This window comes from Archangium lansingense (assembly GCF_026626635.1).
GTDB lineage: Bacteria > Myxococcota > Myxococcia > Myxococcales > Myxococcaceae > Archangium > Archangium lansingense.
In genome coordinates, this window is sequence record NZ_JAPNKA010000001.1 from 651,686 (window position 1) to 670,977 (window position 19,292).

20 protein-coding genes are annotated in these 19,292 nt (G+C 69.1%); 13 read left to right on the plus strand and 7 right to left on the minus strand.

Going from position 1 to position 19,292, the window contains the following annotated elements:
• Nucleotides 1-175: 175 nt before the first annotated feature.
• Nucleotides 176-1,441: a M20/M25/M40 family metallo-hydrolase gene (locus OV287_RS02545; RefSeq protein ID WP_267532361.1), complete on the plus strand. Its 1,266-nt coding sequence runs from the start codon at nt 176-178 to the stop codon at nt 1,439-1,441.
• 38 nt (nt 1,442-1,479) lie between these two features.
• Here OV287_RS02545 and OV287_RS02550 read toward each other — a convergent pair whose 3' ends face one another.
• From OV287_RS02550 to OV287_RS02565, 4 genes are all read right to left on the minus strand, one after another.
• Entirely contained in the window at nt 1,480-1,851 is a 372-nt protein-coding gene (locus tag OV287_RS02550; RefSeq protein ID WP_267532362.1) for a DUF3565 domain-containing protein, read from the minus strand.
• Between the two features lie 10 nt (nt 1,852-1,861).
• Entirely contained in the window at nt 1,862-2,662 is an 801-nt protein-coding gene (locus tag OV287_RS02555; RefSeq protein WP_267532363.1) for an acyl-CoA desaturase, read from the minus strand.
• Between the two features lie 82 nt (nt 2,663-2,744).
• On the minus strand, nt 2,745-3,194 hold the full coding sequence (locus tag OV287_RS02560; protein WP_267532364.1) for a hypothetical protein: 450 nt from the start codon (nt 3,192-3,194) through the stop codon (nt 2,745-2,747).
• Nucleotides 3,195-3,210: 16 nt separating this feature from the next.
• Nucleotides 3,211-3,675 carry a c-type cytochrome gene (locus tag OV287_RS02565; protein WP_267532365.1) on the minus strand — a complete coding sequence of 155 codons (465 nt, stop codon included), beginning with the start codon at nt 3,673-3,675 and terminating at the stop codon, nt 3,211-3,213.
• 161 nt (nt 3,676-3,836) lie between these two features.
• Between OV287_RS02565 and bioA the strand changes: the two genes are divergently transcribed.
• The 3 genes from bioA (at nt 3,837) to OV287_RS02580 (ending at nt 6,711) form a co-directional block, all read left to right on the plus strand.
• Nucleotides 3,837-5,174 carry an adenosylmethionine--8-amino-7-oxononanoate transaminase gene (bioA, locus tag OV287_RS02570; RefSeq protein WP_267532366.1) on the plus strand — a complete coding sequence of 446 codons (1,338 nt, stop codon included), beginning with the start codon at nt 3,837-3,839 and terminating at the stop codon, nt 5,172-5,174.
• Nucleotides 5,175-5,199: 25 nt separating this feature from the next.
• Nucleotides 5,200-6,327 (plus strand): NIF family HAD-type phosphatase, encoded by a 1,128-nt coding sequence (locus tag OV287_RS02575; protein ID WP_267532367.1) that lies wholly within the window; start codon nt 5,200-5,202, stop codon nt 6,325-6,327.
• Between the two features lie 135 nt (nt 6,328-6,462).
• Entirely contained in the window at nt 6,463-6,711 is a 249-nt protein-coding gene (locus OV287_RS02580; protein ID WP_267532368.1) for a GlsB/YeaQ/YmgE family stress response membrane protein, read from the plus strand.
• A 2-nt stretch (nt 6,712-6,713) separates the two neighbouring features.
• On the opposite strand, the gene rarD is transcribed toward OV287_RS02580, so the two are convergent.
• A complete protein-coding gene (gene rarD / locus OV287_RS02585) occupies nt 6,714-7,631 on the minus strand; it encodes an EamA family transporter RarD (protein WP_267532369.1) in 918 nt (305 codons plus the stop codon).
• Nucleotides 7,632-8,233: 602 nt separating this feature from the next.
• Between rarD and OV287_RS02590 the strand changes: the two genes are divergently transcribed.
• The 4 genes from OV287_RS02590 (at nt 8,234) to OV287_RS02605 (ending at nt 14,518) form a co-directional block, all read left to right on the plus strand.
• Nucleotides 8,234-8,977, plus strand: coding sequence for a carboxylesterase family protein (locus tag OV287_RS02590; protein WP_267532370.1), 744 nt, complete (start codon nt 8,234-8,236; stop codon nt 8,975-8,977).
• 42 nt (nt 8,978-9,019) lie between these two features.
• Entirely contained in the window at nt 9,020-9,958 is a 939-nt protein-coding gene (locus OV287_RS02595; protein WP_267532371.1) for a hypothetical protein, read from the plus strand.
• Nucleotides 9,959-10,048: 90 nt separating this feature from the next.
• Nucleotides 10,049-10,798: a DUF1338 domain-containing protein gene (locus OV287_RS02600; protein ID WP_267532372.1), complete on the plus strand. Its 750-nt coding sequence runs from the start codon at nt 10,049-10,051 to the stop codon at nt 10,796-10,798.
• Between the two features lie 198 nt (nt 10,799-10,996).
• A complete protein-coding gene (locus OV287_RS02605; protein ID WP_267532373.1) occupies nt 10,997-14,518 on the plus strand; it encodes a PAS domain S-box protein in 3,522 nt (1,173 codons plus the stop codon).
• On the opposite strand, the gene OV287_RS02610 is transcribed toward OV287_RS02605, so the two are convergent.
• Nucleotides 14,481-15,065, minus strand: coding sequence for a GNAT family N-acetyltransferase (locus tag OV287_RS02610; protein WP_267532374.1), 585 nt, complete (start codon nt 15,063-15,065; stop codon nt 14,481-14,483). The two genes, OV287_RS02605 and OV287_RS02610, sit on opposite strands and share 38 nt — an antisense overlap.
• 111 nt (nt 15,066-15,176) lie before the next feature.
• Between OV287_RS02610 and OV287_RS02615 the strand changes: the two genes are divergently transcribed.
• From OV287_RS02615 to OV287_RS02635, 5 genes are all read left to right on the plus strand, one after another.
• Entirely contained in the window at nt 15,177-15,644 is a 468-nt protein-coding gene (locus tag OV287_RS02615) for a macro domain-containing protein (RefSeq protein ID WP_267532375.1), read from the plus strand.
• Between the two features lie 26 nt (nt 15,645-15,670).
• Nucleotides 15,671-16,558: a 5'-3' exonuclease gene (locus OV287_RS02620; protein WP_267532376.1), complete on the plus strand. Its 888-nt coding sequence runs from the start codon at nt 15,671-15,673 to the stop codon at nt 16,556-16,558.
• Between the two features lie 48 nt (nt 16,559-16,606).
• A complete protein-coding gene (locus tag OV287_RS02625; protein WP_267532377.1) occupies nt 16,607-16,804 on the plus strand; it encodes a hypothetical protein in 198 nt (65 codons plus the stop codon).
• Nucleotides 16,805-16,900: 96 nt separating this feature from the next.
• Nucleotides 16,901-17,359, plus strand: coding sequence for a group II truncated hemoglobin (locus OV287_RS02630; protein WP_308809823.1), 459 nt, complete (start codon nt 16,901-16,903; stop codon nt 17,357-17,359).
• Between the two features lie 6 nt (nt 17,360-17,365).
• Nucleotides 17,366-17,824 carry a YaiI/YqxD family protein gene (locus OV287_RS02635; RefSeq protein WP_267532378.1) on the plus strand — a complete coding sequence of 153 codons (459 nt, stop codon included), beginning with the start codon at nt 17,366-17,368 and terminating at the stop codon, nt 17,822-17,824.
• Between the two features lie 10 nt (nt 17,825-17,834).
• Here OV287_RS02635 and OV287_RS02640 read toward each other — a convergent pair whose 3' ends face one another.
• The gene (locus OV287_RS02640; protein ID WP_267532379.1) at nt 17,835-19,043 is read right to left on the minus strand and encodes a hypothetical protein; all 1,209 of its coding nucleotides are present in this window, start codon (nt 19,041-19,043) and stop codon (nt 17,835-17,837) included.
• Nucleotides 19,044-19,292: the final 249 nt, after the last annotated feature.

The following is a 19,292-nucleotide window of genomic DNA, read 5'->3' on the forward strand; positions in this document are numbered from 1 at the left end:
GCGTGTAGGGGGGCTGGAAACGTTCAAAATCTCACATTGTCCGGTCTTTCGGGACATGTAGGTGTTGGACCCAGCCCCCTTATCGAATGGATAAACCCGGCCTTCCCGGGAACCGGGAGAAGCCCGGCCCGTGGAATCCATTCCCCCAGCAGCACCCCTTGCCGAGGAGCAACACATGAGGACGACGAAGTTCGGTGCGGTTGCCTTGATGTTGGTGTGTGCCACGCCCGCTTTCGCGGAGGCCCCCGCGAAGGAGAAGGAGGTGTGGGTCTCCATCGGTACGGACGCACTGGAGACGGCGCGGTCGTCGTTCAAGACGCAGGGCCAGGAGCTGGGCACGGTGGCGCGCGAGAAGGACGGAGTGGCGGTGCTGCGCGTGCGCGAGTCGCAGCTCGAGAAGCTGTCCAAGGTCATGCACGACAAGCTCAACCGGTGCGCGGGCTTCATCACCCATGACACCGAGGAGCAGGCGCTGGCGGCGGTGGAGTCCAGCGTGGCCGCGCAGCCCGTGGCGTCGCTGATCAGCTACACCATCGACAACGCGACGGCGACGAACTCGCTGATGTCGGCCGTCACGGAGAGCAACATCCGCAGCACCATCACCACGCTGTCGACGAGCTGGACGTCGCGCCGCTACAACCTGCAGTCGGGCATCGACGCGGCCACGTGGCTGAAGAACCGTTGGACGACGCTGGCCAGCGGGCGCTCGGACATCTCGGTGGCGAACTTCACGCACCCGACCACCACCTCGCCGCAGCCCTCCGTCATCCTCACCATCCAGGGCACCTCGCTGCCCAACGAGGTGGTGGTGCTCGGTGCGCACCTGGACTCCATCAACGGCAGCGGCTCGTCCTCCTCCGCTCCTGGTGCGGACGATGACGCCTCGGGCGTGGCCGCGCTCACCGAGGTCATCCGCGTGGCGGTGGCCAAGGGCTACAAGCCGGCGCGCACGGTGAAGTTCATGGCCTACGCCGCCGAGGAGATCGGCCTGAGGGGCTCGGGGGCGATCGCCGCCAACTACAAGAGCACCGGCGTCAACGTGGTGGGCGTGCTGCAACTGGACATGATCAACTACCGGGGCTCCAGCTACGACATCGTCCTGGTGACTGACTACACCAACGCCGCGCAGAACACCTTCCTCCGCAACCTCATCACCCGCTACCTGCCGGGGGTGACCACGACGAACACGACGTGCGGCTACGGTTGCTCGGACCACGCCTCCTGGCACAACCGGGGTTACGCGGCCTCCATCCCCTTCGAGGCGCTGCTGGGCCAGGACAACCCGTACATCCACACTGCGAACGACACCCTCACGCAGACGGCCGGTAGCGCGCAGAACTCGGTGAAGTTCGTCAAGCTGGCCGCGGCCTACGTGGCCGAGCTGGCCAAGGGCACGACGTCTGTTGCCCTGCAGGCTGAGGACGCCGAGTCCAGCCGGTAGTTGAGGTCCCCTCTCCCAGAGGGAGAGGGAGTGCCGTTTCAGCCCTTCTGGGGCTCCTGGCCGAGCGCGCGGCGGATGTCGGGTGTGAGATCCACCGCGCGCATGGCATCCAGCGCCAGGTCCCAGCGGCCCTCGGCGCAGAGGCCGCTCAGGCCGCCCTCCTCGTAGGCGTCCCGTGCCGCCGCTGCCAGTGCCGCACGAACCGCCTCGGCGACGGCGCGGCCGGTCTCATCGCAGCGCTTGCACTCGAGCTCAACGCCCAGACGGCTGCGCCGGCCCTCTTCCGTGAGGATCCACGGGCGCTCCATCCACGGTGGGTCATGGCGCATGTGCTGCTTGTGGCCGCACGCGAGGTCGGCCACCCAGTGGTTCTCTGCGTCGAGGTGGAAGCCTGTGATGGGCTGCTGCATGCGGGAGGGCTCAGGCCGTCTGGATTTCCACGTGGGTGGGCTCACCCGTCTGCTGGGGCCGGGGGTCAGGGTACACGGCGCGCTGCGGGGTGGCGATCTGGATGAGGCCGAACCAGGCGAGCACGCGAATCACCTGCCAGGTGGGATCCAACTCCCAGCGGCGGGCGGCGAAGTTGGGGCTCATGCAGAAGCGGTGGTGGTTGTTCTGGAAGAGCTCGCCCATGGTGAGGAAGTCCATGGGCAGGGTGTTGTGCGAGCGGTCGCTGCTGGGGAAGTTGCGATAGCCGTACTTGTGGCCGCACCAGTTGACGATGGCGCCGTGGATGGGGCCCATGACGAAGTGCAGGGGCAGCAGCAGGAACTGCCAGGGCGAGGTGGCGAAGGCCACGTAGAAGGCGGAGTAGAGGCCCACCCACACCAGCGTCATCAGCCAGGATTGAGCGAGGGTGCGATCGACGAGGGGCCACTCGGGGTAGCCGCCGCGGAAGCGGGGCTCGGGCTGCTCGCGCTCGTAGGCATAGGCCTCGTAGCGACCCTTGGTGAAGAGCATCATCCGCACCACGTCCTTGTAGAAGTGGGGCGAGTGCGGGTCCTTCTCGGTGTCCGAGTACGCGTGGTGCTCGCGGTGGAGGATGGCGTACGCGCGGGGCGACAGGTACGAGGAGCCCTGGATGAGATAGGTGAGCAGGTGCAGGGCGCGCTCGGTGCGCGGGCCCATGGTGAACATGCGGTGCGCGGCGTAGCGGTGCTGGAAGAGGCTCTGCATGAGGACGCAGAGCATCCAGTGCGAGATGAAGAAGGCGTAGACCATGGGTCCTCGTGGGGGATGGAAGGACACAGGGGGTCTACAAGCGGCTCCATCATGAAATTGTCACGGCTCCGCACGAAGGCGGCTACCGGCCGGACACCGGACGACCGAGGGTGAGGGACGTGAAGGATTGCCCCTCGGAGTCGTTGGGGCCCTCGGGCAGCTTGACGCGGCGCAGGGTGAGGCCGAGCTGGGGGAAGTGGAAGCGGTAGCCGAGCTCGGGGTCATTCGGATCATAGTGCGCGCGGGTGGAGTAGAGGTGGCGCACCAACTCGGTGACGCGGGTCGTCGAGACGTCTCGGCCATCGAGGAGAGCGCGCAGGGCGGGCCCGGGGTGCAGCTCGATGCGCTCGACGGAGTCAGCGACGTAGTGCACGCGCAGTGCGCCCTCGTTCCAGGCCTCGGCGGGCGGCTCGCCGGGGGCGGAGGCGAGGGTCTGGGGGGGATGCCCCAGGGTGGCATGCACCTCGGCGCGGCTCATTCCGAGCCGCACGGGCCCCACGCCCGTTCCGGGAACGACGTCGACGGTGTCCATGACTCGACTCCTGGCACTAGGGCGCGGGGTTGCCGGCCTTGATCCACTGGGCGAGTGCGAGCGCCTCTGCCGTGGAGAGGCGGCCGGTGTAGCTGGGCATCATCGTTCCGGGGCGGACCTTCTGGGGATCGAGGATCCACATGGCGACGACCTCCGGCGGTTTCTCGCGGGAGTTGGCGAGGGATGCGGCGAAGGGCCTGCCGGCTCCATGGCAGGCCGGGCAGCCCAGGCTGAGGAAGAGCTGCTCCGGAGTTCGCGCATCGTTGGCGGGAGGCTCACTGGCCTGCTGCGCCGTGGGCGTGCCCGTGGGCGCTGCGGGGGACTGGGGCGCCTGAGAGTCCTTGAAGGCGGAGGCCGCGCCGGGGTTCGAAGGTGACTTCTCCTGCTTCTCGGAGCAGGCGGAGAGGGCCAGGGCCATCGACAGTGACGCGGTGCGCGCCATCAGGACGGAAGGGTGCTTGCGGTTCGAGGTCGTTCCCATACGGGTCGTCTCTCTAGCGTTCTCGTGCCGGGAGCGCCACGTCCGGGAGGTCCAAGCCCTTCCAATTGTCGGAGTGCTGGCGAAGGGCACCTGGCACTCCGAGGCTCCGTCTCTTCCCGGTGCGTGATAGGGAGGGCCGCGCATCGGGAGGAGCAACCGGCATGGAGCGCGCGGACATCGTCGCGTTGGACAAGCGGTACGTGTGGCACCCGTACACCGCGATGGACGAGTACATCGCGAAGACGGACCCGCTGGTGGTGGTGCGCGCAGAGGGGCCATACCTCTACGACGCGGACGGCACGCGCTACCTGGATGCCAACGGCTCGTGGTGGGTGTCCACGCTGGGGCACCGGCACCCGAGACTGGTGCGCGCGCTCACCGAGCAGGCCGGCACCTTCCCGCATACCTCGCTGGCGGGGGTGACGCACGAGCCGGCAGCGCGGCTGGCGCAGGACCTGGTCGCGCTGGCCCCGGGTGCCGGGCGCGAGGACGTACCGGCCGGGGAGCGGCTCTCGCGGGTCTTCTACTCGGACAATGGGAGCACGGCGGTGGAGGTCGCCATCAAGATGGCGGCGCAGCACTGGGCACAGAACGGTCGGCCTCGGCGCACGCGCTTCATCACGCTCTCGGGAGCCTTCCACGGCGAGACGATTGGTTCGACGAGCGTGGGCGGGGTGGAGCTGTTCCGCGACATCTTCGGGCCGCTGCTCTTCGACGTGGTGCACGTGCCATCTCCCGCCGAGCCCGAGGGCTGGGAGCGTGCCTTCGCCCAGGTGGAGGCCACGCTGCGTCAGCATCCGGACGAGATCGCCGCCGTCATCCTCGAGCCGGTGGTGCAGGGGGCGGCGGGCATGCAGGTGTACGCGCCCGAGTTCGTCCGGGCGGTGCGTGAGGCCACGCGGGCGGTGGACACCTTCCTCATTGCCGACGAGGTCTTCACGGGCCTGGGACGCACGGGGGCGCGCTTCGCGTGCGACCTGGCGGGGGTGGTGCCGGACCTGCTGTGTCTGGCGAAGGCGCTATCCGGAGGGCTGATGCCCTTCGCGGCGACGCTGGCCACCGAGCGGGTGTTCGCGGGCTTCGGCGGAGGGCGCGAGCGGGCGCTGTATTACGGGCACTCGTATTGTGGCAACCCGCTGGGCGCGGCGGTGGCGCGTGAGGTGCTCGCGGTGTACCGGGACGAGGACGTGCTGGGGCAGGTGGCGCGCAAGGCGCCGAAGGTGAAGGCTGCCTTCGAGCGGATGGCGGCGACGATTCCCGGGCTGAAGCAGCCGCGGGCCATCGGCATGGTGGGGGCGGTGGACCTGGGCGGGGGTGGCTACCTGGCGCGAGGAGGTTGGCGCGTGTACGAGGCAGCCCGGCGCCGCGGGCTGTACCTGCGCCCACTGGGCGACACGGTGTACGTGGCCCCCGCGCTCAACATCCCGGACGCCGCCTTGGACGAGCTGCTCGCCGGGGTGGAGGCCAGCCTCCGCGAGGTGGCGGCCGGTCAGCCCTGATTCCTTCCCAATCCAAGGAGACCCCATGCCCCGCTTAGCGCTGCTCCTGCTGCTCACCGCGCCGCTCTTTGGTTGTGCGGCAGGCCCTTCCCTCCAGCGGACCGATGCTCCGCCCGCCACCACCGACACGTCCGCCACCGGCGGTGCAGCTCGCGCCGAGCTCGACGCGGTCACCATCCCGATGCTGCCCGACTGGGTCGACAAGTACGCGGGCCCGAACGAGGAGGAGCGCCGCTTCTTCAACATCAGCCGCCTGATGGAGCGCTACCAGCTCACCCGGGCGAAGGCCGTCGAGCTGCAGAACCACTATCGCGACCTCATCCGCGCCAGGCCTGCCCCCCGCCCGGAGGACGCCTTCCACACCGCCCTCGAGCGCGTCCGCCGGGGCGAGCTCGAGAGCCGCCTCAATCCCGAGAAGCTCAGCAAGGCCCGTTTCATCGTCGTGTTCGATCTCGATGAGACGCTCTTCAGCCAGTACTACCCCGCCAAGGTGGGTGAGGCCTGTCACGATCTCGCGGTCCCGCAGAAGGATGGCGTCCGTTACGTGAAGCTCGTCCCCGGCTGGCAGCAGGCCTTCGCGCGCATCCAGGAGCTCGGCGGTGCCGTCGTCCTCTTCTCCGCCAACGTCGACACGCTCACCCTCGAGAATCTCTCGTACTGGAAGCTCGAGGGCGTTCCCCTCACCGAGCACCCGGCGATCTCCGGCATCCTGACCAACAGCCACCTCATCCTTCAGGAGAAGTCCGAGGGGAAGAAGCCCAATCCCGTGCGCGAGCCGTCCAAGGACCTGCGCATCTTCGAGGACGACGAGAAGCTGCCCCGGGTCATCATCGTGGATGACAACCCCACGCGCCTCTTCCAGCTGCGCAACGCCCGCATCTTCAAGAAGTTCGAGGCCGAGGCCTTCTGCACCACCAGCGACCCGGCGCTGCGCCGCGCCTTCGAGCAGGCCATGCCCACCGTCGTGCAGGAGATTGAGGACTCGGTCCGGTACATGGACGCGCGAGGCGTCGGATTCGCCACGGCCTATCTGCCCTACACCTCGCTCGGCCAGGTCACCGTGCAGTTCCTCATCGACAGCGGCGGCTTCGACCGGGCGAAGGCCATCGAGTACGTCCGCGGCAATCCCCAGGTCGTCGACGCCCGGTACTGAGTGGCTCGCGCGACCCGCCCCCCCGGACAGGGGGTGAGGTGCGCTTCACACTCCGCCCGGATGCAATGGAGTTCGCCCGGAGGCGTAGTTCATTGCAGACTGGGGCCTCTTTCCAGCGCAAGCGAGGACGACGGCATGGCCAATCTGTGTGGGTGGATCATCTTGGGTCTCGTGGCGGGGCTGATTGCCCGCGCCGTCATGCCCGGCCGGCAGCCGATGGGCTTCATCTCGACCACCCTGCTGGGCATCGGTGGCTCGTTCGTGGGCGGCCTCCTCGCCTCGTTCCTGCTGGGCGGCAACTGGCGCGTGCTGCAGCCCTCCGGCTACATCGGCTCCATCGTCGGAGCCATCGTCCTCCTCTGGGTGGGACGGAAGCTGACCTGACGTCAGGTGCCCTGGCGGGCCGGGGCGGGGGCTGGCACTCGCGCCTTCCACAGGCCGTCGAAGGCGTAGAGCGCCACCGCCGTCCACAGGCAGGCGAAGGTGATGGCGTGGCGTGAGGTGAAGGCCTCGCCGTAGACGAGCACCGCCAGGGCAAGCTGCAGCGTGGGCGCCACGTACTGGATGATGCCCAGCGTCGAGTAGCGAATCCGCCGCGCCGCCAGGGCAAACCACAGCAGCGGAAGCGCGGTGGCCACGCCGCTCCCCACCAGCAGCAGGGTGTCTCGCGGGGTAGCGCCCAGCACCGGCTGCTCCCAGCTCCCCAGGAGCAGCACGCCGAGCCCCACAGGTGCCGCCAGTCCCGTCTCCACCGCCAGGCCCGTGAGGGACTCCACCGGCGCCAGCTTCCGCACCAGCCCATACAGGCTGAAAGTGCCCGCCAGCGCCAGCGCCACCCACGGCACCTGTCCCATCCCCACCGCCAGGTTGAGCACCCCCAGGGCCGCCAGCGCCACCGCGCCCACCTGCAGTCCGCGCAGCCGCTCGCCGAGGAAGAGCCGGGCCAACACGATGTTGGCCAGGGGGTTGATGTAGTAGCCCAGGCTCCCTTCCATCACCCGGCCGCTGTTGACGGCCCAGATGTAGAGGCCCCAGTTGACGGAGATGAGGGTGGTGGTGAGCAGCAGGGCCGCCAGGGCCCGCTTGTTGCGCAGCACGCGCAGTGTCTCGGGCCACCGCCGCTGCAGCGTCAGCAGCCCCGCCACGAAGAGGAACGACCACACCACGCGGTGGGACACCAGCGCCACCGGTGGCACATGGGCCAGTTGCTTCCAATAGAGGGGGAAGCCACCCCAGGCCACATAGGCCGCGAAGGCATAGGCAAAGCCCGACGTGCGCTCGGCCGCCGAAGAGTCGCTGGACATGGTGCTCACTTCTTTCTGCCCCCTGGCGCCGCGCTACATACCAGCGGCCCCGTCCCCGCGCAGCGCTACCCTCCCCCCGCCCGGTGCCCCACGCTCGAGACACGTCCTCTCAGTGGCTGGAAAATCCGACGCAGAAAGAGGTAGGCACACAACCTGCCATGCTGTAGGCTAATGGTGCCACCTACCCTGTATCAGGAAAACTCATCAGTGCCATGATGGGGCACTGATGGCTTTGCAGGCCAGGGACTGGCAATCCGCGTCATTTTTTCCTATGTGCGCCCGTGAATAACGGGTGGAACTAGCATGTTCCAACCGTGCAACCCGCCCGCGGGGAACCCCTCCAAGGCACGCTGCGGAGCAACAGGGTTGTGAAAGACTGCGCGCGTCCTCGGGATGCGGAACCCCTCCAAGGTCTAACCCCGAGGACGCGCGCAGCCAGCAGTTTCCCACCTATGCAGTCAGATGCAAGCGCGAGGTGATGGAAACGCAACCCTTGGCCGCCTGGTTCTCGCGGAGTGCGTCCCGTCTCCTCTGGCGGAGGGGTACCTTCAAGGCTTTCCCAACCCCCGGGATAGGACCTGTGCGGGTATGCGAGGAGGCTCATGGGTACGGTGACGATGGCGCTGGTGGCGTGGCTGCTGACGGGGACGCCTGAGGCGGGTGGGCCCGTGAATCCAGCCGAGTCTCCCGGCACGTTCGTGGCGAAGACGCTCACCGTTCGAGGAGAGACGTACGTGTACTCGGTGTACCTGCCACCCGGGTACGGCCGGGGACAGGAGTGGCCGGTCATCCTCGCGCTGCACGGAGCGGGCTCGCGGGGGACGGATGGGCAGAGGCCGAGGACGCAGAGCCTGGCGGAGGCGGCGCGCGTACACCCGGAGCGCTACCCGGCCGTGCTGGTGCTGCCCCAGTGTCCCCCCGACAAGGAGTGGAGCGGGGACGTGGCGGACTTTGCCCTCGAGGCGCTGGAGCGCACCGTCACCGAGTATGGCGGAGACCGGAAGCGGGTGTACCTCGCCGGCCAGTCGATGGGGGCGCGGGGGGTGGTGCAGCTCGCCGCGCGCTACCCGGAGCGCTTCGCGGCGGTGGTGGCCGTGTCCGGACGCTACCTGGATCGCTCGATGGTGAGCCGGCTCAAGGGCCTGCCCCTGTGGATGTGGCACGGAGACGCGGATGCGGTGGTGCCAGTCTCGGAGAGCCGCACCCTCGTGGAACTGCTGAAGTCCGCGGGCAACAAGTCCGTGCGCTACACCGAGCTGTCCGGCCTGGGACACGACATCTTCGACACCGTGTACCTCGATCAGGCGGTGAGCACCTGGCTGCTGGCGCAGAAGCGCGGGAAGTAGGGCGCGCACGTCGGGCCCGTGCATCCTTTATATGCTGGGCACATGCGCTCCTTTATCTGCCTGCTGCTCCTGCTGGGAGTTCTGCCCGCCGAGGCGAAACCGAAGGCCAAGGCTCCCCCGTCCTTTCACATCATCATCCTCGGTGGCGGAAAGACACCCGCGGAGGCGCAGGCGGCGCTCGAGCGGTACAAGGACGCGGCGCATGAGGGGGTGACGCCGGCGGAGGGCTACCCGCGGCTGCTCGAGTCGGACGACATGGCAGGGCTCAACCCGGGCTTCCACATCGCGATGCTGGGCATCTGCTCGGAGGTGGAGCGGGCGCGCGCCCTGCGGGACCTGGCCAACCTGGCGCTGCCGGGGGTGTACCTCAAGCAGGTGCAGGCGAGCGTGGCCGATGCGTGCCCCAAGCTGGCGCTGCCCAAGCCCAAGGCGTTGAAGGGCCACACGCACCAGGGCAGCTACCCGGTGCGGGCGGGAGTGAAGGGGCTCTCCTATGAGGTGCACTCGCGGGCGCTCGATACGAAGAAGGAGCCGTGTGTCGTGTCGCGGTTGGTGGTGAGGCTGGAGCTGGGCGGGAGGGTGGTGGACGAGGACTCCTGGTCGGGGGACTGCAACCCGCCGATGGGGGAGGGGGACCTCGGCAGCTCCTCGGAGGTGTCGCTGGAGCGGGAGCTGACCTTCGGGGACCGGAGCTTCCTGCTCGTGAAGGAGTCCTCCAGCGCCAACGACAACACGCTCCACACCTGGAGGCTGGTGGGCGAGTCGTGCGGCGAGCTGGATTCGTTCGAGGTGGGGAGCCGGTTGGAGTTTGGCCCTCCGGGGGATGTGACCGTGGAGGCGGAGGGAGCGGGGCCGGAGGCATGGCGCAAGCTCGTGACCCGCACCACGGAGGGCACCTGCGACGAGAACGGCGAGGGAGAGGGCTGTGAATCCTCATCCCGCACGTACACCTGGGATGATGCGGCGTGCGCCTACCGGTGAGGCTCGAGTCGTTGGTCCAGCACGCGGATGGCGTTTGGATCTTTTTCCGCGCCTGGGCAGGCTCCCACCTTCCGGCTATGACTGCGCGTCATGAGCTCTGACGCCACCCGACTCCTGGACCTGCTGTGGGAGCGCTTCGCCGCGGAGGTGCCCTATGCGCGCACCTTCGCCCGGCTCTCCGGCGGCAGCTTCCGCAATGACCACATCGCGCTGCGCTCCCTCGCCCGGCCCGGCGGAGGCATCGCGCTCTTTGCCCGCGTCTTCGAGCGCTTCGGCTGGAAGCCCGCCGGCCAGTACACCTTCCCCGATACGCACCTCTCCGCCATCTACATGTCCCATCCGGAGGGGCTGCCCCGCGTCTTCATCTCCGAGCTTCTCTCCGACAGGCTGTCGCCCGAGGCTCAGCGCCTCCTCGCTTCGCTCCCGGCGGAGCCTCCCGCCCCCGACTCCATCGAGGCGCTCGCCAACTGGTTCTCCGCTCCGCCTCCTCCCGAGGAGTCCGCGCTGCTCGCGTTGGAGAAGGAGTCCCAGTACGGCGCGTGGCTGCTCGCCTTCGGCCGCAAGGTGAACCACTTCACCGGCTCCGTGGATGACGTGGAGGTGTGGCAGCGCCGCATGCGTGAGGCGGGTGTGCCCATGAAGGCCGATATCGAGGGCGACCCTGGCACCTCCCTGCGTCAGACGGCCACCAGCGCCGCCCCCGTCACCATCACGCTCGCCGACGGACGCACGCGCACCTGGCCCTATGCCTACTTCGAGATCGCCCAGCGCGCGCCCGGCTTTGATGGCTTCCTCGGCCCCCAGGCTCGCGCCCTCTTCGACATGACGAAGCGCTCCTAGGACTTCGCCCCGCCAGCCAGTGGCCGTCCGGCCGGGCCCTTCTTGCATTCCGGGCGTGTGTGGACAGATCCACATCCTTGAGCCCCGCATCTCCTGTCCTCGTGCGAGGTGGGGGCTGACGGGTGGTCCGAAAGGAGGCCTCTCTGCTTGTCCCCGACCATCCACAGCGCTCTCGGTGAGCGGAAAGGACCGGGGGACGTGCTTCCTCGCAGCGCGCTTGCCCTGCGATTGCTGGAGCAGGCGGAGGTCGGTGCGCTCGTCGGCCTGGACGTGAAGGGGCGTATCAGCCTTTGGACCCCTGGGCTGGAGCGGCTCACCGGTCATGCGAAGGCAGACCTCCTCGGAGAGCCTCTCTCCACGCTCTACCTGCCCGAGGAGCGGGAGCTGGCTGCGAAGGACCTGAGTCAGGCCGAGCAGGAGGGCCGCTGTGAGCGGGAGGGCTGGCGCATGCGGCGCGATGGCGCCCGCTTCCGGGCCTCGCAGGTGCTCACCGCGTTGCATGACGCGGACGGAGGGCTGGCCGGGTATGCCTGCGCCCTGCGGCCCGCGGAGCCGCCCGGAGAGCTCGAGCTGCTGCGCCACCTGCGTGAGCTCATCCTCACGTCCGTGGACGAGGGCGTGTATGGCCTGGATACCCAGGGCCGCACCACCTTCGTCAACCCGGCCGCGGCGCGCATGCTGGGGTGGAAGCCGGAGGAGCTCATCGGCAAGTCCCTGCATGAGGTCATGCGCCACTCGAAACCGGATGGCTCGCCCCTGCCCATCGCCGAGTGCCGAACGTACGCCGCCCTCCGGACCGGTCAGACGTACCACGTGACGGGCGAGAGGTTCTGCCGGCGCGATGGCAGCTCCTTCCCGGTGGAGTATCGCAGCAGCCCCGTCCGGGACGGAGAGCGCATCATCGGGGCAGTCATCACCTTCACCGATATCACCGAGCGGCTGCGCGCCGATGAGCGCGAACGCCAGCTCGTCCGCGAGCAGACCGCGCTCGCCCAGGCGGAGGTGCTGGAGCGGCGCGTGCACGGGATGTTGGAGAGCATCTCGGATGCCTTCATCGCCCTGGATCGCGCCTGGCGCTTCACCTATGTCAACCGCCGCGCCGAGGAGCTGTCGCACCGCTCACGCGAGCAGATGCTCGGGCGGACCCCGCAGGAGGTGTTTCCGCGCTTCGACGGCTCGCGCTCCGAGCAGGGCTTCCGCAAGGCCTTCACCGAGCAACGTGCCGTCCACTTCGAGGAGCACGACCCACCGCGCGACACCTGGGTCGAGATGCACGTCTACCCCTCCGAGGAGGGACTCGCCGTCTACTTCCGTGACATCACCGAGAGCAAACGCGTCGAGGAGCGGCTGCGCCTCTTCGAGTCCATCGTGGTGAACGCCTACGACGGCGTGGTCATCCTGGAGCCAGAGCTCGTGGAGGGGCGCAGCACCCGGCGCATCCTCTATACCAACGAGGCCTTCTCGCGGATGACAGGCTTCAGCCCGGAGGAGCTGCGGGACTCGGAGACGCTGGTGCTGGCGGGACCGGGGACGGACCCGGCGACGCTCGCGGGCATGCGCGAGGCCCTGCGAAGCACGGAGCCTTTCCGCGCCGAGCTGCTCACCTACCGCAAGGACGGCTCCACCTTCTGGACGGAGAGCACCCTGGTCCCCGTGAAGGACGAGGAGGGCATGTTGACCCACTGGGTGGGGGTGACACGCGAGGTGACGGCGCGCAAGCGGGCCGAGGAGGCGGCGCTGCAGCTCGCTCGCGAGGAGGCGGCCCGCACCGAGGTCGAGGCGGCCCACGCGCGCATCGAGACCCTCCTGGAGAGCATCACCGATGCCTTCTTCGCCCTGGATCGGGAGCGGCGCTTCACCTTCGTCAACCGCCGCGCGGCCGAGGTGCTGCAACGCCCTTGGGAGCAGCTGCTGGGCCAGCGCCTGGAGGAGATGCTGCCGGAAGACGCGCGGGACGGGCTGTCCCGAGGCGTGCGCCAGGTGCTGGAGGGACAGGGCTCCTCGGATTGCGAGCTGTATTTCACCCTGCTCGAGGCGTGCTTCGAGTGCCACGTCAGCCCCTCCGGCGAGGGCGTCTCCGTCTACCTGCGGGAGGTGACGGCTCGAAAGCACGCGGAGGAGGCGCGCCGCCGACTCAGCTCCATCATCGAGGCCACGCCGGACTTCGTCGGCAGTACGGACCCGCAGGGGCGGGGCCTCTATCTCAACCGCGCGGGCCGGCGCATGCTGGGACTGGCGGAAGAGCAGGACGCCCGCGCCTGGAGCATCGCCTCGGCCCACCCGGCCTGGGCCGCGCGGCGCCTGCTGGCCGAGGGCGTACCCACCGCGCTGCGCGAGGGGGTGTGGATGGGAGAGACGGCGCTGCTCTCCCCGGACGGGCGGGAGCTGCCCGTCTCCCAGGTGCTGCTCGCTCATTACGAGGCCGGGGGGAGGCTGGAGATGTTCTCCACCATCATCCGCGACATCTCGGACCGCCAGCGCGCCGAGGAGTCGCAGCAATTCCTCTCCGAGAGCAGCCGGGTGCTGGTGGCCGCGCTGGAGTACGAGGCCACGCTGCGCAGTCTGGCCCGGCTGGTGGTGCCGCGCCTGGCGGACTACTGCCTGGTGTGCATGCTGAACGGCGATGAGGTGCATCGCCAGGCCATTGCCCACCGCGACCCTTCTCAGGAGCCGCTGTTGCTCAAGCTCGGGCGCATGCGCTCCCTGACCCATCGGGTGGTGGGCGTGCAGAGCGTGCTGCGCACCGGCGAGCCAGAGCTCGTCCCCGAGGTGACGGACGCCTGGCTGCGGGCCTCCGCCGAGGACGAGGAGCACTTCACCACCCACCGCGCCCTGTCGCCGTGCTCGGTGATGATCGTCCCGCTGATGGCGCGCGGGCGGACGCTGGGCACCATCCTCTTTGCCTCCACCGCGGCGTCGGGACGACGCTATGGCCCAGTGGACCTCTCGCTCGCCGAGGGTCTGGCCTCGCGGGCTGCCCTCACCTTGGACAACGCCCGGCTCTACAAGGACTCGCAGCAGGCGACGCATGCGCGCGACGAGGTGCTCGCCGTCGTCTCGCACGACCTGCGCAACCCTCTCAATGTCATCTCCTTGGGAGCGACCTACCTGCTCAAGCACCTGCCCACGGGGGCCGAGGCGGCCTCGTGGCGCAAGCATGCGGAGCTCATGCGGCGCTCGGCGGACCAGGCCGTCCGCCTCATTCAGGATTTGCTGGAGGTGGCGAAGCTCGAGTCAGGACGGCTGACCTTGGAGCGCCAGGCACAGGACGTGTGCCGGTTGGTGGATGACGTCATCGAGCTGCACCGGCCGCTGGCGGAGGTTCGGCGAGTGCGGCTGGAGCGGGAGTTGGAGGAGGGGCTTCCCCTGGTGCAGGCGGATCGGAGCCGGGTGATGCAGGTGTTCTCCAATCTCATTGGCAATGCGTTGCGCTACACGCCCGAGGAAGGCCGCATCACCGTGCGCGCCCGGCGAGAGGGCGCCTTCGTCCGTTTCTTCGTGAGCGACACCGGCAAGGGCATCGCACCGGAGCACCTGTCCCACCTCTTCGAGCGCTACTGGCAACCGAAGGGGACGCGCGAGGGCGCAGGACTGGGGCTGCCCATTGCCAAGGGCATCATCGAGGCCCATGGCGGAGACATCGCGGTGGAGAGTGAGCTGGGCAGGGGCAGCACCTTCTCCTTCACTTTGCCGGTGGACGCGGCGCCAGCAGCGCGGTGAGGACGTGGTCGCGCCAGCGGCCGTCGATGAGGACGAGCTCGCGCGCGAGGCCCTCCTCGAGGAAGCCCAGGCGGCGCAACACCGCGGCGCTGCGGTGGTTCTCCGGGAGGTGGTTGGCCTGGATGCGGTGGATGCCCAGCAGACCGAAGGCGTAGTCGCAGATGGCACGCACGGCCTCGCTCATCAGCCCCTGGCCCTGGGCACGGTGGTCGAGCCCGAAGCCGAGCTCGCACGACTGGAGGGGCCCGCGGCGGATGTCGGTGAGGGACACGCTGCCGAGCACCGGAGCGGAGGAGAGCGGGGACTCGCGCGGCAGCAGGAAGAGACGCAGGGCGAGGCCGCGGCGCCAGTCCTCGGCGTCCTGGGCCAGGCGCGAGCGCCACCAGGTGACGGTGAAGAAGTTGTCGGGGCGCGCCGGCGAGACGGGGCCGAGGTGGTCGCGGTTGGCCTCGTGGTAGGCGAGCACGCGCGCGGCACCGTCCGGAGGGAGCAGGGCCAGGTTGAGACGCGGGGAGGTGAGGAGGACGGGCGGAGTGTCCGAGGGCATGACGGGCACCAGGGAGGCTAGCGCGTCCAGGGGCTCGCGCGGGCGCCATGAAGGGGAGGCTCGACAGCGGACGGCCGCTCACGTTGACTGGTGGAGGTTGGAGCCCGCCATATGACGCCACGCATTGTCGAGGGAGACCTGCTGGAGCAACAGGCCGACGCCATCGTGAACGCCTGGAACCGGAACGTTCTTCCCTGGTGGTTGCTGCTACCGCAGGGGGTGTCGGGTGCCATCAAGAAGCGGGGTGGACTGGCACCGTTCCGTGAGCTGGCGCGCGTGGGGCCGATGCCGCTCGGCTCGGCGGTGGTCACCTCCGCGGGCCGCCTGCCGTACCGGGGCATCATCCACGTGGCGGGCATCAATCTGCTCTGGCGCTCGTCCGAGCGGGCCATTCGCGACTCGGTGACGAACGCGCTCGCACGGGCGCGGGAGCACGGTTTTGGCTCCGTGGCGTTCCCGGTCATCGGCTCGGGCAGCGGTGGCTTCAATGAGGCGCAGGCGCTCGCGGTGATGGTGTCCGAGCTGGAAGCCAGTGACACGGATATCCGTGTCACCGTGGTCCGCTACTGCGGGCGCTGATGCCGGGATTGGAGTAGACAGCACCCATGCGCCTGCACCTCGTCGACGGTACCTATGAGCTCTACCGTGCCCACTTCTCGCCTCGCCCTGGGGCCACCGCGCCAGATGGTCGGGACGTGAAGGCCACCGTGGGCCTCGTCTCCTCCATGCTCGCGCTGCTGCACGACGCCAGCGAGGCGGTGACGCATGTGGCCCTGGCCTTCGACAACCCCATCCGCTCGTTCCGCAATGAGCTCTTCGCCGGCTACAAGTCCGACGACGGCGTGCCTCCCGAGCTGCACGCCCAGTTCGACCTGGCCGAGGACGCCATGCGGGCGCTCGGGCTCACCGTCTGGTCCATGAAGGACTTCGAGGCGGATGACGCGCTGGCCACCGCCACCGCGCGCTGGTCCGGGAAGGTGGAGCAGGTGCGGCTGCTCACCCCGGACAAGGACCTCGGACAGTGCGTGCGCGGTCGCAAGGTCGTTCAGGTGGACCGCAAGCAGCAGAAGGAGCTGGACGAGGACGCGGTGCGGGCCAAGCTCGGCGTGCCCCCGGCGAGTATTCCGGACCTGCTGGCGCTCATGGGCGACGACGCGGATGGCATCCCCGGCCTGCCCGGCTTCGGAGAGAAGGGCGCGTCCGCACTGCTCAACGCCTACGGCCACCTGGAGGCCATCCCCGCGGAGGCGAGTGCCTGGAGTGTGCGTCCCCGGGGCGCGGACAAGCTCGCCGCCACCCTGCGCGAGCACCGCGAGGACGCGCTGCTGTACCGCAAGCTGGCCACCCTGGTGACGAATGCGCCCCTGGCTGAGTCGCTGGAGGACCTGGCTTGGGCTGGCGTCCCTCGGGCGCGCTTCCTCGCGCTGTGTGACTCTCTGGGGCTCACCTCAATGAAGACGCGCCCCAAGCGCTGGGCCGCGGACACCGCTTGACGGTGGGTGTCTGTCCGCTTCCATGCGGCCTGTGTTGATAATCCGCGCATGAAAAGGACCTCGCTGCTGCTCGCGGTGTGGCTGGGTGGTGTGGTGCTGTCGGGCTGCGCGTCGACGGGGATGGCTCGGACCCTGGACCCGGGCCGCTTTCAGTTCTCCGTTTCTCCCTCCGCCCAGGCAGCCGTGGGCGGCAACGCCATTGGGAGCAATGCTCCCGCCCCGCAGCTCGAGATGGGGGCGCGCTAGGCTTCATCTTCGGCGGCTACTCCGAGGAGTGAGTCGCATCCAGGGGTTGCATAGGGCCCAGAAATGGCGCACATGGGCACGGGGTTGAACACCGATATGTCCACCGAGATGAAGCCCATCGGGCTGAACCTTCCTAGCACCGACGACAACTGGGTCCCCTCCATGGAGGACATGCCCTTCCACCGCCTGGGCGGTGAGGCGGGCGTGCAGGCCCTGGCCGAGGCCTTCTACGACGCCATGGATGCGAACGAGCCAGCGCTCGCCCGTCTGCACGAGCTGGATGAGCACGGCAAGGTGTCTCGTGGCATGCGCGAGCGCTTTGGCCTCTTCCTCATCGGCTGGCTCGGCGGGCCCCAGCACTACATGGAGAAGCACGGCCACCCGCGTCTGCGCATGCGTCACGGTCATGTGCCCGTGGACACTGCCCAGCGCGATGCCTGGCTGCGCAGCATGCAGCGGGCGATGGACGCTCGCGGGGTCACCGGCAACCTGCGCCGCTTCCTTGATAATCGGTTCGCCGAGGTGGCCGACTTCCTGCGCAACGTCGAGGGCTGAGCCTGTATGAAGATCTGGGTCGACGCCGATGCGTGTCCGGGGCCGGTGCGGGACATCCTCCTGCGCGCCTCGCAGCGCCTGCACATCCCCACCGTCTTCGTGGCCAACAAGCGCCTCACCCTGCCTCGCTCAGAGCTCGTCTCCACCGTGCAGGTGGGCGCGGGGCTCGATGTGGCGGATGGTCATATCGCTGCCTCGGCCCAGGCGGGCGACCTCGCCGTCACTCAGGACATTCCCCTCGCCGCGCTGCTCGTCCCCAAGGGCGTGGTGGTGCTCGACCCCCGCGGTGAGCTCTTCAGCGAGGAGAACATCGCCGAGCGCCTCTCGGTGCGGAACTTCATGCAGGAACTGCGCGAGAGCGGCGTGATGACGGGCGGCCCCAGTGGTTTCTCCGCCCAGGACCGCCAGCAGTTCGCCGCCACGCTGGACCGAGAGCTCACTCGGTTGCTCAAGGCTCGCCCCTGAGGGTGACGGATCAGAAGCGCATCAGGATGCCCGGGCCCGCCGTGAGGGACTCGCTGCGCCGGCCCGTGCGCATCAGCACCGGCACGGGGACGACCCGGAAGGACTCGGACGATTGGTTCCGCAGGCCCGGCGACGTGGGCGGATAGGGCGTCGGCTCCTCCGTGGTGGCCAGCGCCGTGATGACGAAGGTGGCCGCGATGCCGCCGATGGCTGACAAGGGGATGGCCGGGCCATCCGCGAGCGCTGTGCCCACCAGTAGCAGTACCGCTCCCACGCCCAGTGGCAGCACCGTGAGCTTGAAGACGCGCACCGCCGAGAGCTCGAAGGGCACCGCCAACAGTCCTCCCACCGCCATGCCGAGCACGGGCGCCACCAGCGTCGGCGTGAGGTTCGGGTCCTGGTCTCCCTCTTCCGCGAGCAACACCGTGGCCTGCACGAGCCCGGTGAGCACGAAGGCGTAGAGGGCGCCCATCCCCACGAGAGAGGCATCCCCATCGCTGACATCACCGGGCATCGCCGTGGCCGCCAGCGTGCCGATGATGCCGGCCTGCGTGGTGAGCAGCGCGGCGATGGCGCGGTCTCGCGAGCTGAGTCCCTGCTCGCTGCCGTAGCCGAAGCCGGCGAGGAAACCCAATGCGGCTCCACCTGCGGCGAGCAGCGATTCGTTGCGCTCCACCGGGACGTAGTACTGGTACACGGCCGCGGCCGTGCCGAGCGTCAGGCCTCCGAGCACCGCGCCCACGTAGTCCCCGTTCTCCGACTCGAAGGTGTTGCCGAGGATGCCGCCCGTCACCACGCCGCTGAGCAGCTCGGTGAAGACGAGCAGCATGCCGCCGGAGCCAGCGGAGAAGCGGCTGTAGCGCGTTGCTCGCTCGGGGGGAGTCTCCGCGGGACCCTGGGCCTCGGGTGGTTGCGGCGGGGGCGGCGCCGGCTGAGCCGCCGCGGGAGGCGGAGGGGGAGGAGGTGCCGGCTGCGCCGCGGGAGGCGGAGGCGGGGGCGGTGGCTGAGCCACGGGGGCGGGCTGCTGTGCGGCGGCCGGAGGTGGAGGTGGTGTCTGGACGGCGGGCGAGGCCGGCTGGGTGGTGCTTGGCGGCGGCGGTGTCTGCGTGGTGGGTGCGGACTGTGGCGAAGCAGGGGCCGGAGCTGGCGCTGTCTGCGCCTTCGCGACTCCGTTCGCGGTCAGCAGGCCAAGACACATCAGGGAAACGACAAGCCGCATACACAGGTCTCCTGGACGTAACGTGGAGGGAAGATGGGTCGGACGGACCGGGGGTGCATCGTTCAGTCCCTGTCGCTCCGTCGTCCCGTGGGGCAATGCCGTGTCGAATGGCGCGCACCTGAGGTGCACGACTGTCGGGTCCCGAGGCTTCCGGGTGGAGCCGCAGGGCACCCTGCTTCCCAGTCGCCGGTTTTTCCGCGGGGCACACCGGGCGGGAGGGTCGGCAGGCGCCCTGGCGGGCAGGCGCAC

Coding starts and splice junctions, on each gene's coding strand:
- OV287_RS02630 (WP_308809823.1), top strand. CDS start 16,901: ATGTCCACCGAGATGAAGCCCATCGGGCTGAACCTTCCTAGCACCGAC.
- OV287_RS02575 (WP_267532367.1), top strand. CDS start 5,200: ATGCCCCGCTTAGCGCTGCTCCTGCTGCTCACCGCGCCGCTCTTTGGT.
- OV287_RS02635 (WP_267532378.1), top strand. CDS start 17,366: ATGAAGATCTGGGTCGACGCCGATGCGTGTCCGGGGCCGGTGCGGGAC.
- OV287_RS02600 (WP_267532372.1), top strand. CDS start 10,049: ATGAGCTCTGACGCCACCCGACTCCTGGACCTGCTGTGGGAGCGCTTC.
- OV287_RS02610 (WP_267532374.1), bottom strand. CDS start 15,065: ATGCCCTCGGACACTCCGCCCGTCCTCCTCACCTCCCCGCGTCTCAAC.
- OV287_RS02545 (WP_267532361.1), top strand. CDS start 176: ATGAGGACGACGAAGTTCGGTGCGGTTGCCTTGATGTTGGTGTGTGCC.
- rarD (WP_267532369.1), bottom strand. CDS start 7,631: ATGTCCAGCGACTCTTCGGCGGCCGAGCGCACGTCGGGCTTTGCCTAT.
- OV287_RS02555 (WP_267532363.1), bottom strand. CDS start 2,662: ATGGTCTACGCCTTCTTCATCTCGCACTGGATGCTCTGCGTCCTCATG.
- OV287_RS02590 (WP_267532370.1), top strand. CDS start 8,234: ATGGGTACGGTGACGATGGCGCTGGTGGCGTGGCTGCTGACGGGGACG.
- OV287_RS02560 (WP_267532364.1), bottom strand. CDS start 3,194: ATGGACACCGTCGACGTCGTTCCCGGAACGGGCGTGGGGCCCGTGCGG.
- OV287_RS02580 (WP_267532368.1), top strand. CDS start 6,463: ATGGCCAATCTGTGTGGGTGGATCATCTTGGGTCTCGTGGCGGGGCTG.
- OV287_RS02615 (WP_267532375.1), top strand. CDS start 15,177: ATGACGCCACGCATTGTCGAGGGAGACCTGCTGGAGCAACAGGCCGAC.
- OV287_RS02640 (WP_267532379.1), bottom strand. CDS start 19,043: ATGCGGCTTGTCGTTTCCCTGATGTGTCTTGGCCTGCTGACCGCGAAC.
- OV287_RS02595 (WP_267532371.1), top strand. CDS start 9,020: ATGCGCTCCTTTATCTGCCTGCTGCTCCTGCTGGGAGTTCTGCCCGCC.
- bioA (WP_267532366.1), top strand. CDS start 3,837: ATGGAGCGCGCGGACATCGTCGCGTTGGACAAGCGGTACGTGTGGCAC.
- OV287_RS02550 (WP_267532362.1), bottom strand. CDS start 1,851: ATGCAGCAGCCCATCACAGGCTTCCACCTCGACGCAGAGAACCACTGG.
- OV287_RS02565 (WP_267532365.1), bottom strand. CDS start 3,675: ATGGGAACGACCTCGAACCGCAAGCACCCTTCCGTCCTGATGGCGCGC.
- OV287_RS02625 (WP_267532377.1), top strand. CDS start 16,607: ATGAAAAGGACCTCGCTGCTGCTCGCGGTGTGGCTGGGTGGTGTGGTG.
- OV287_RS02620 (WP_267532376.1), top strand. CDS start 15,671: ATGCGCCTGCACCTCGTCGACGGTACCTATGAGCTCTACCGTGCCCAC.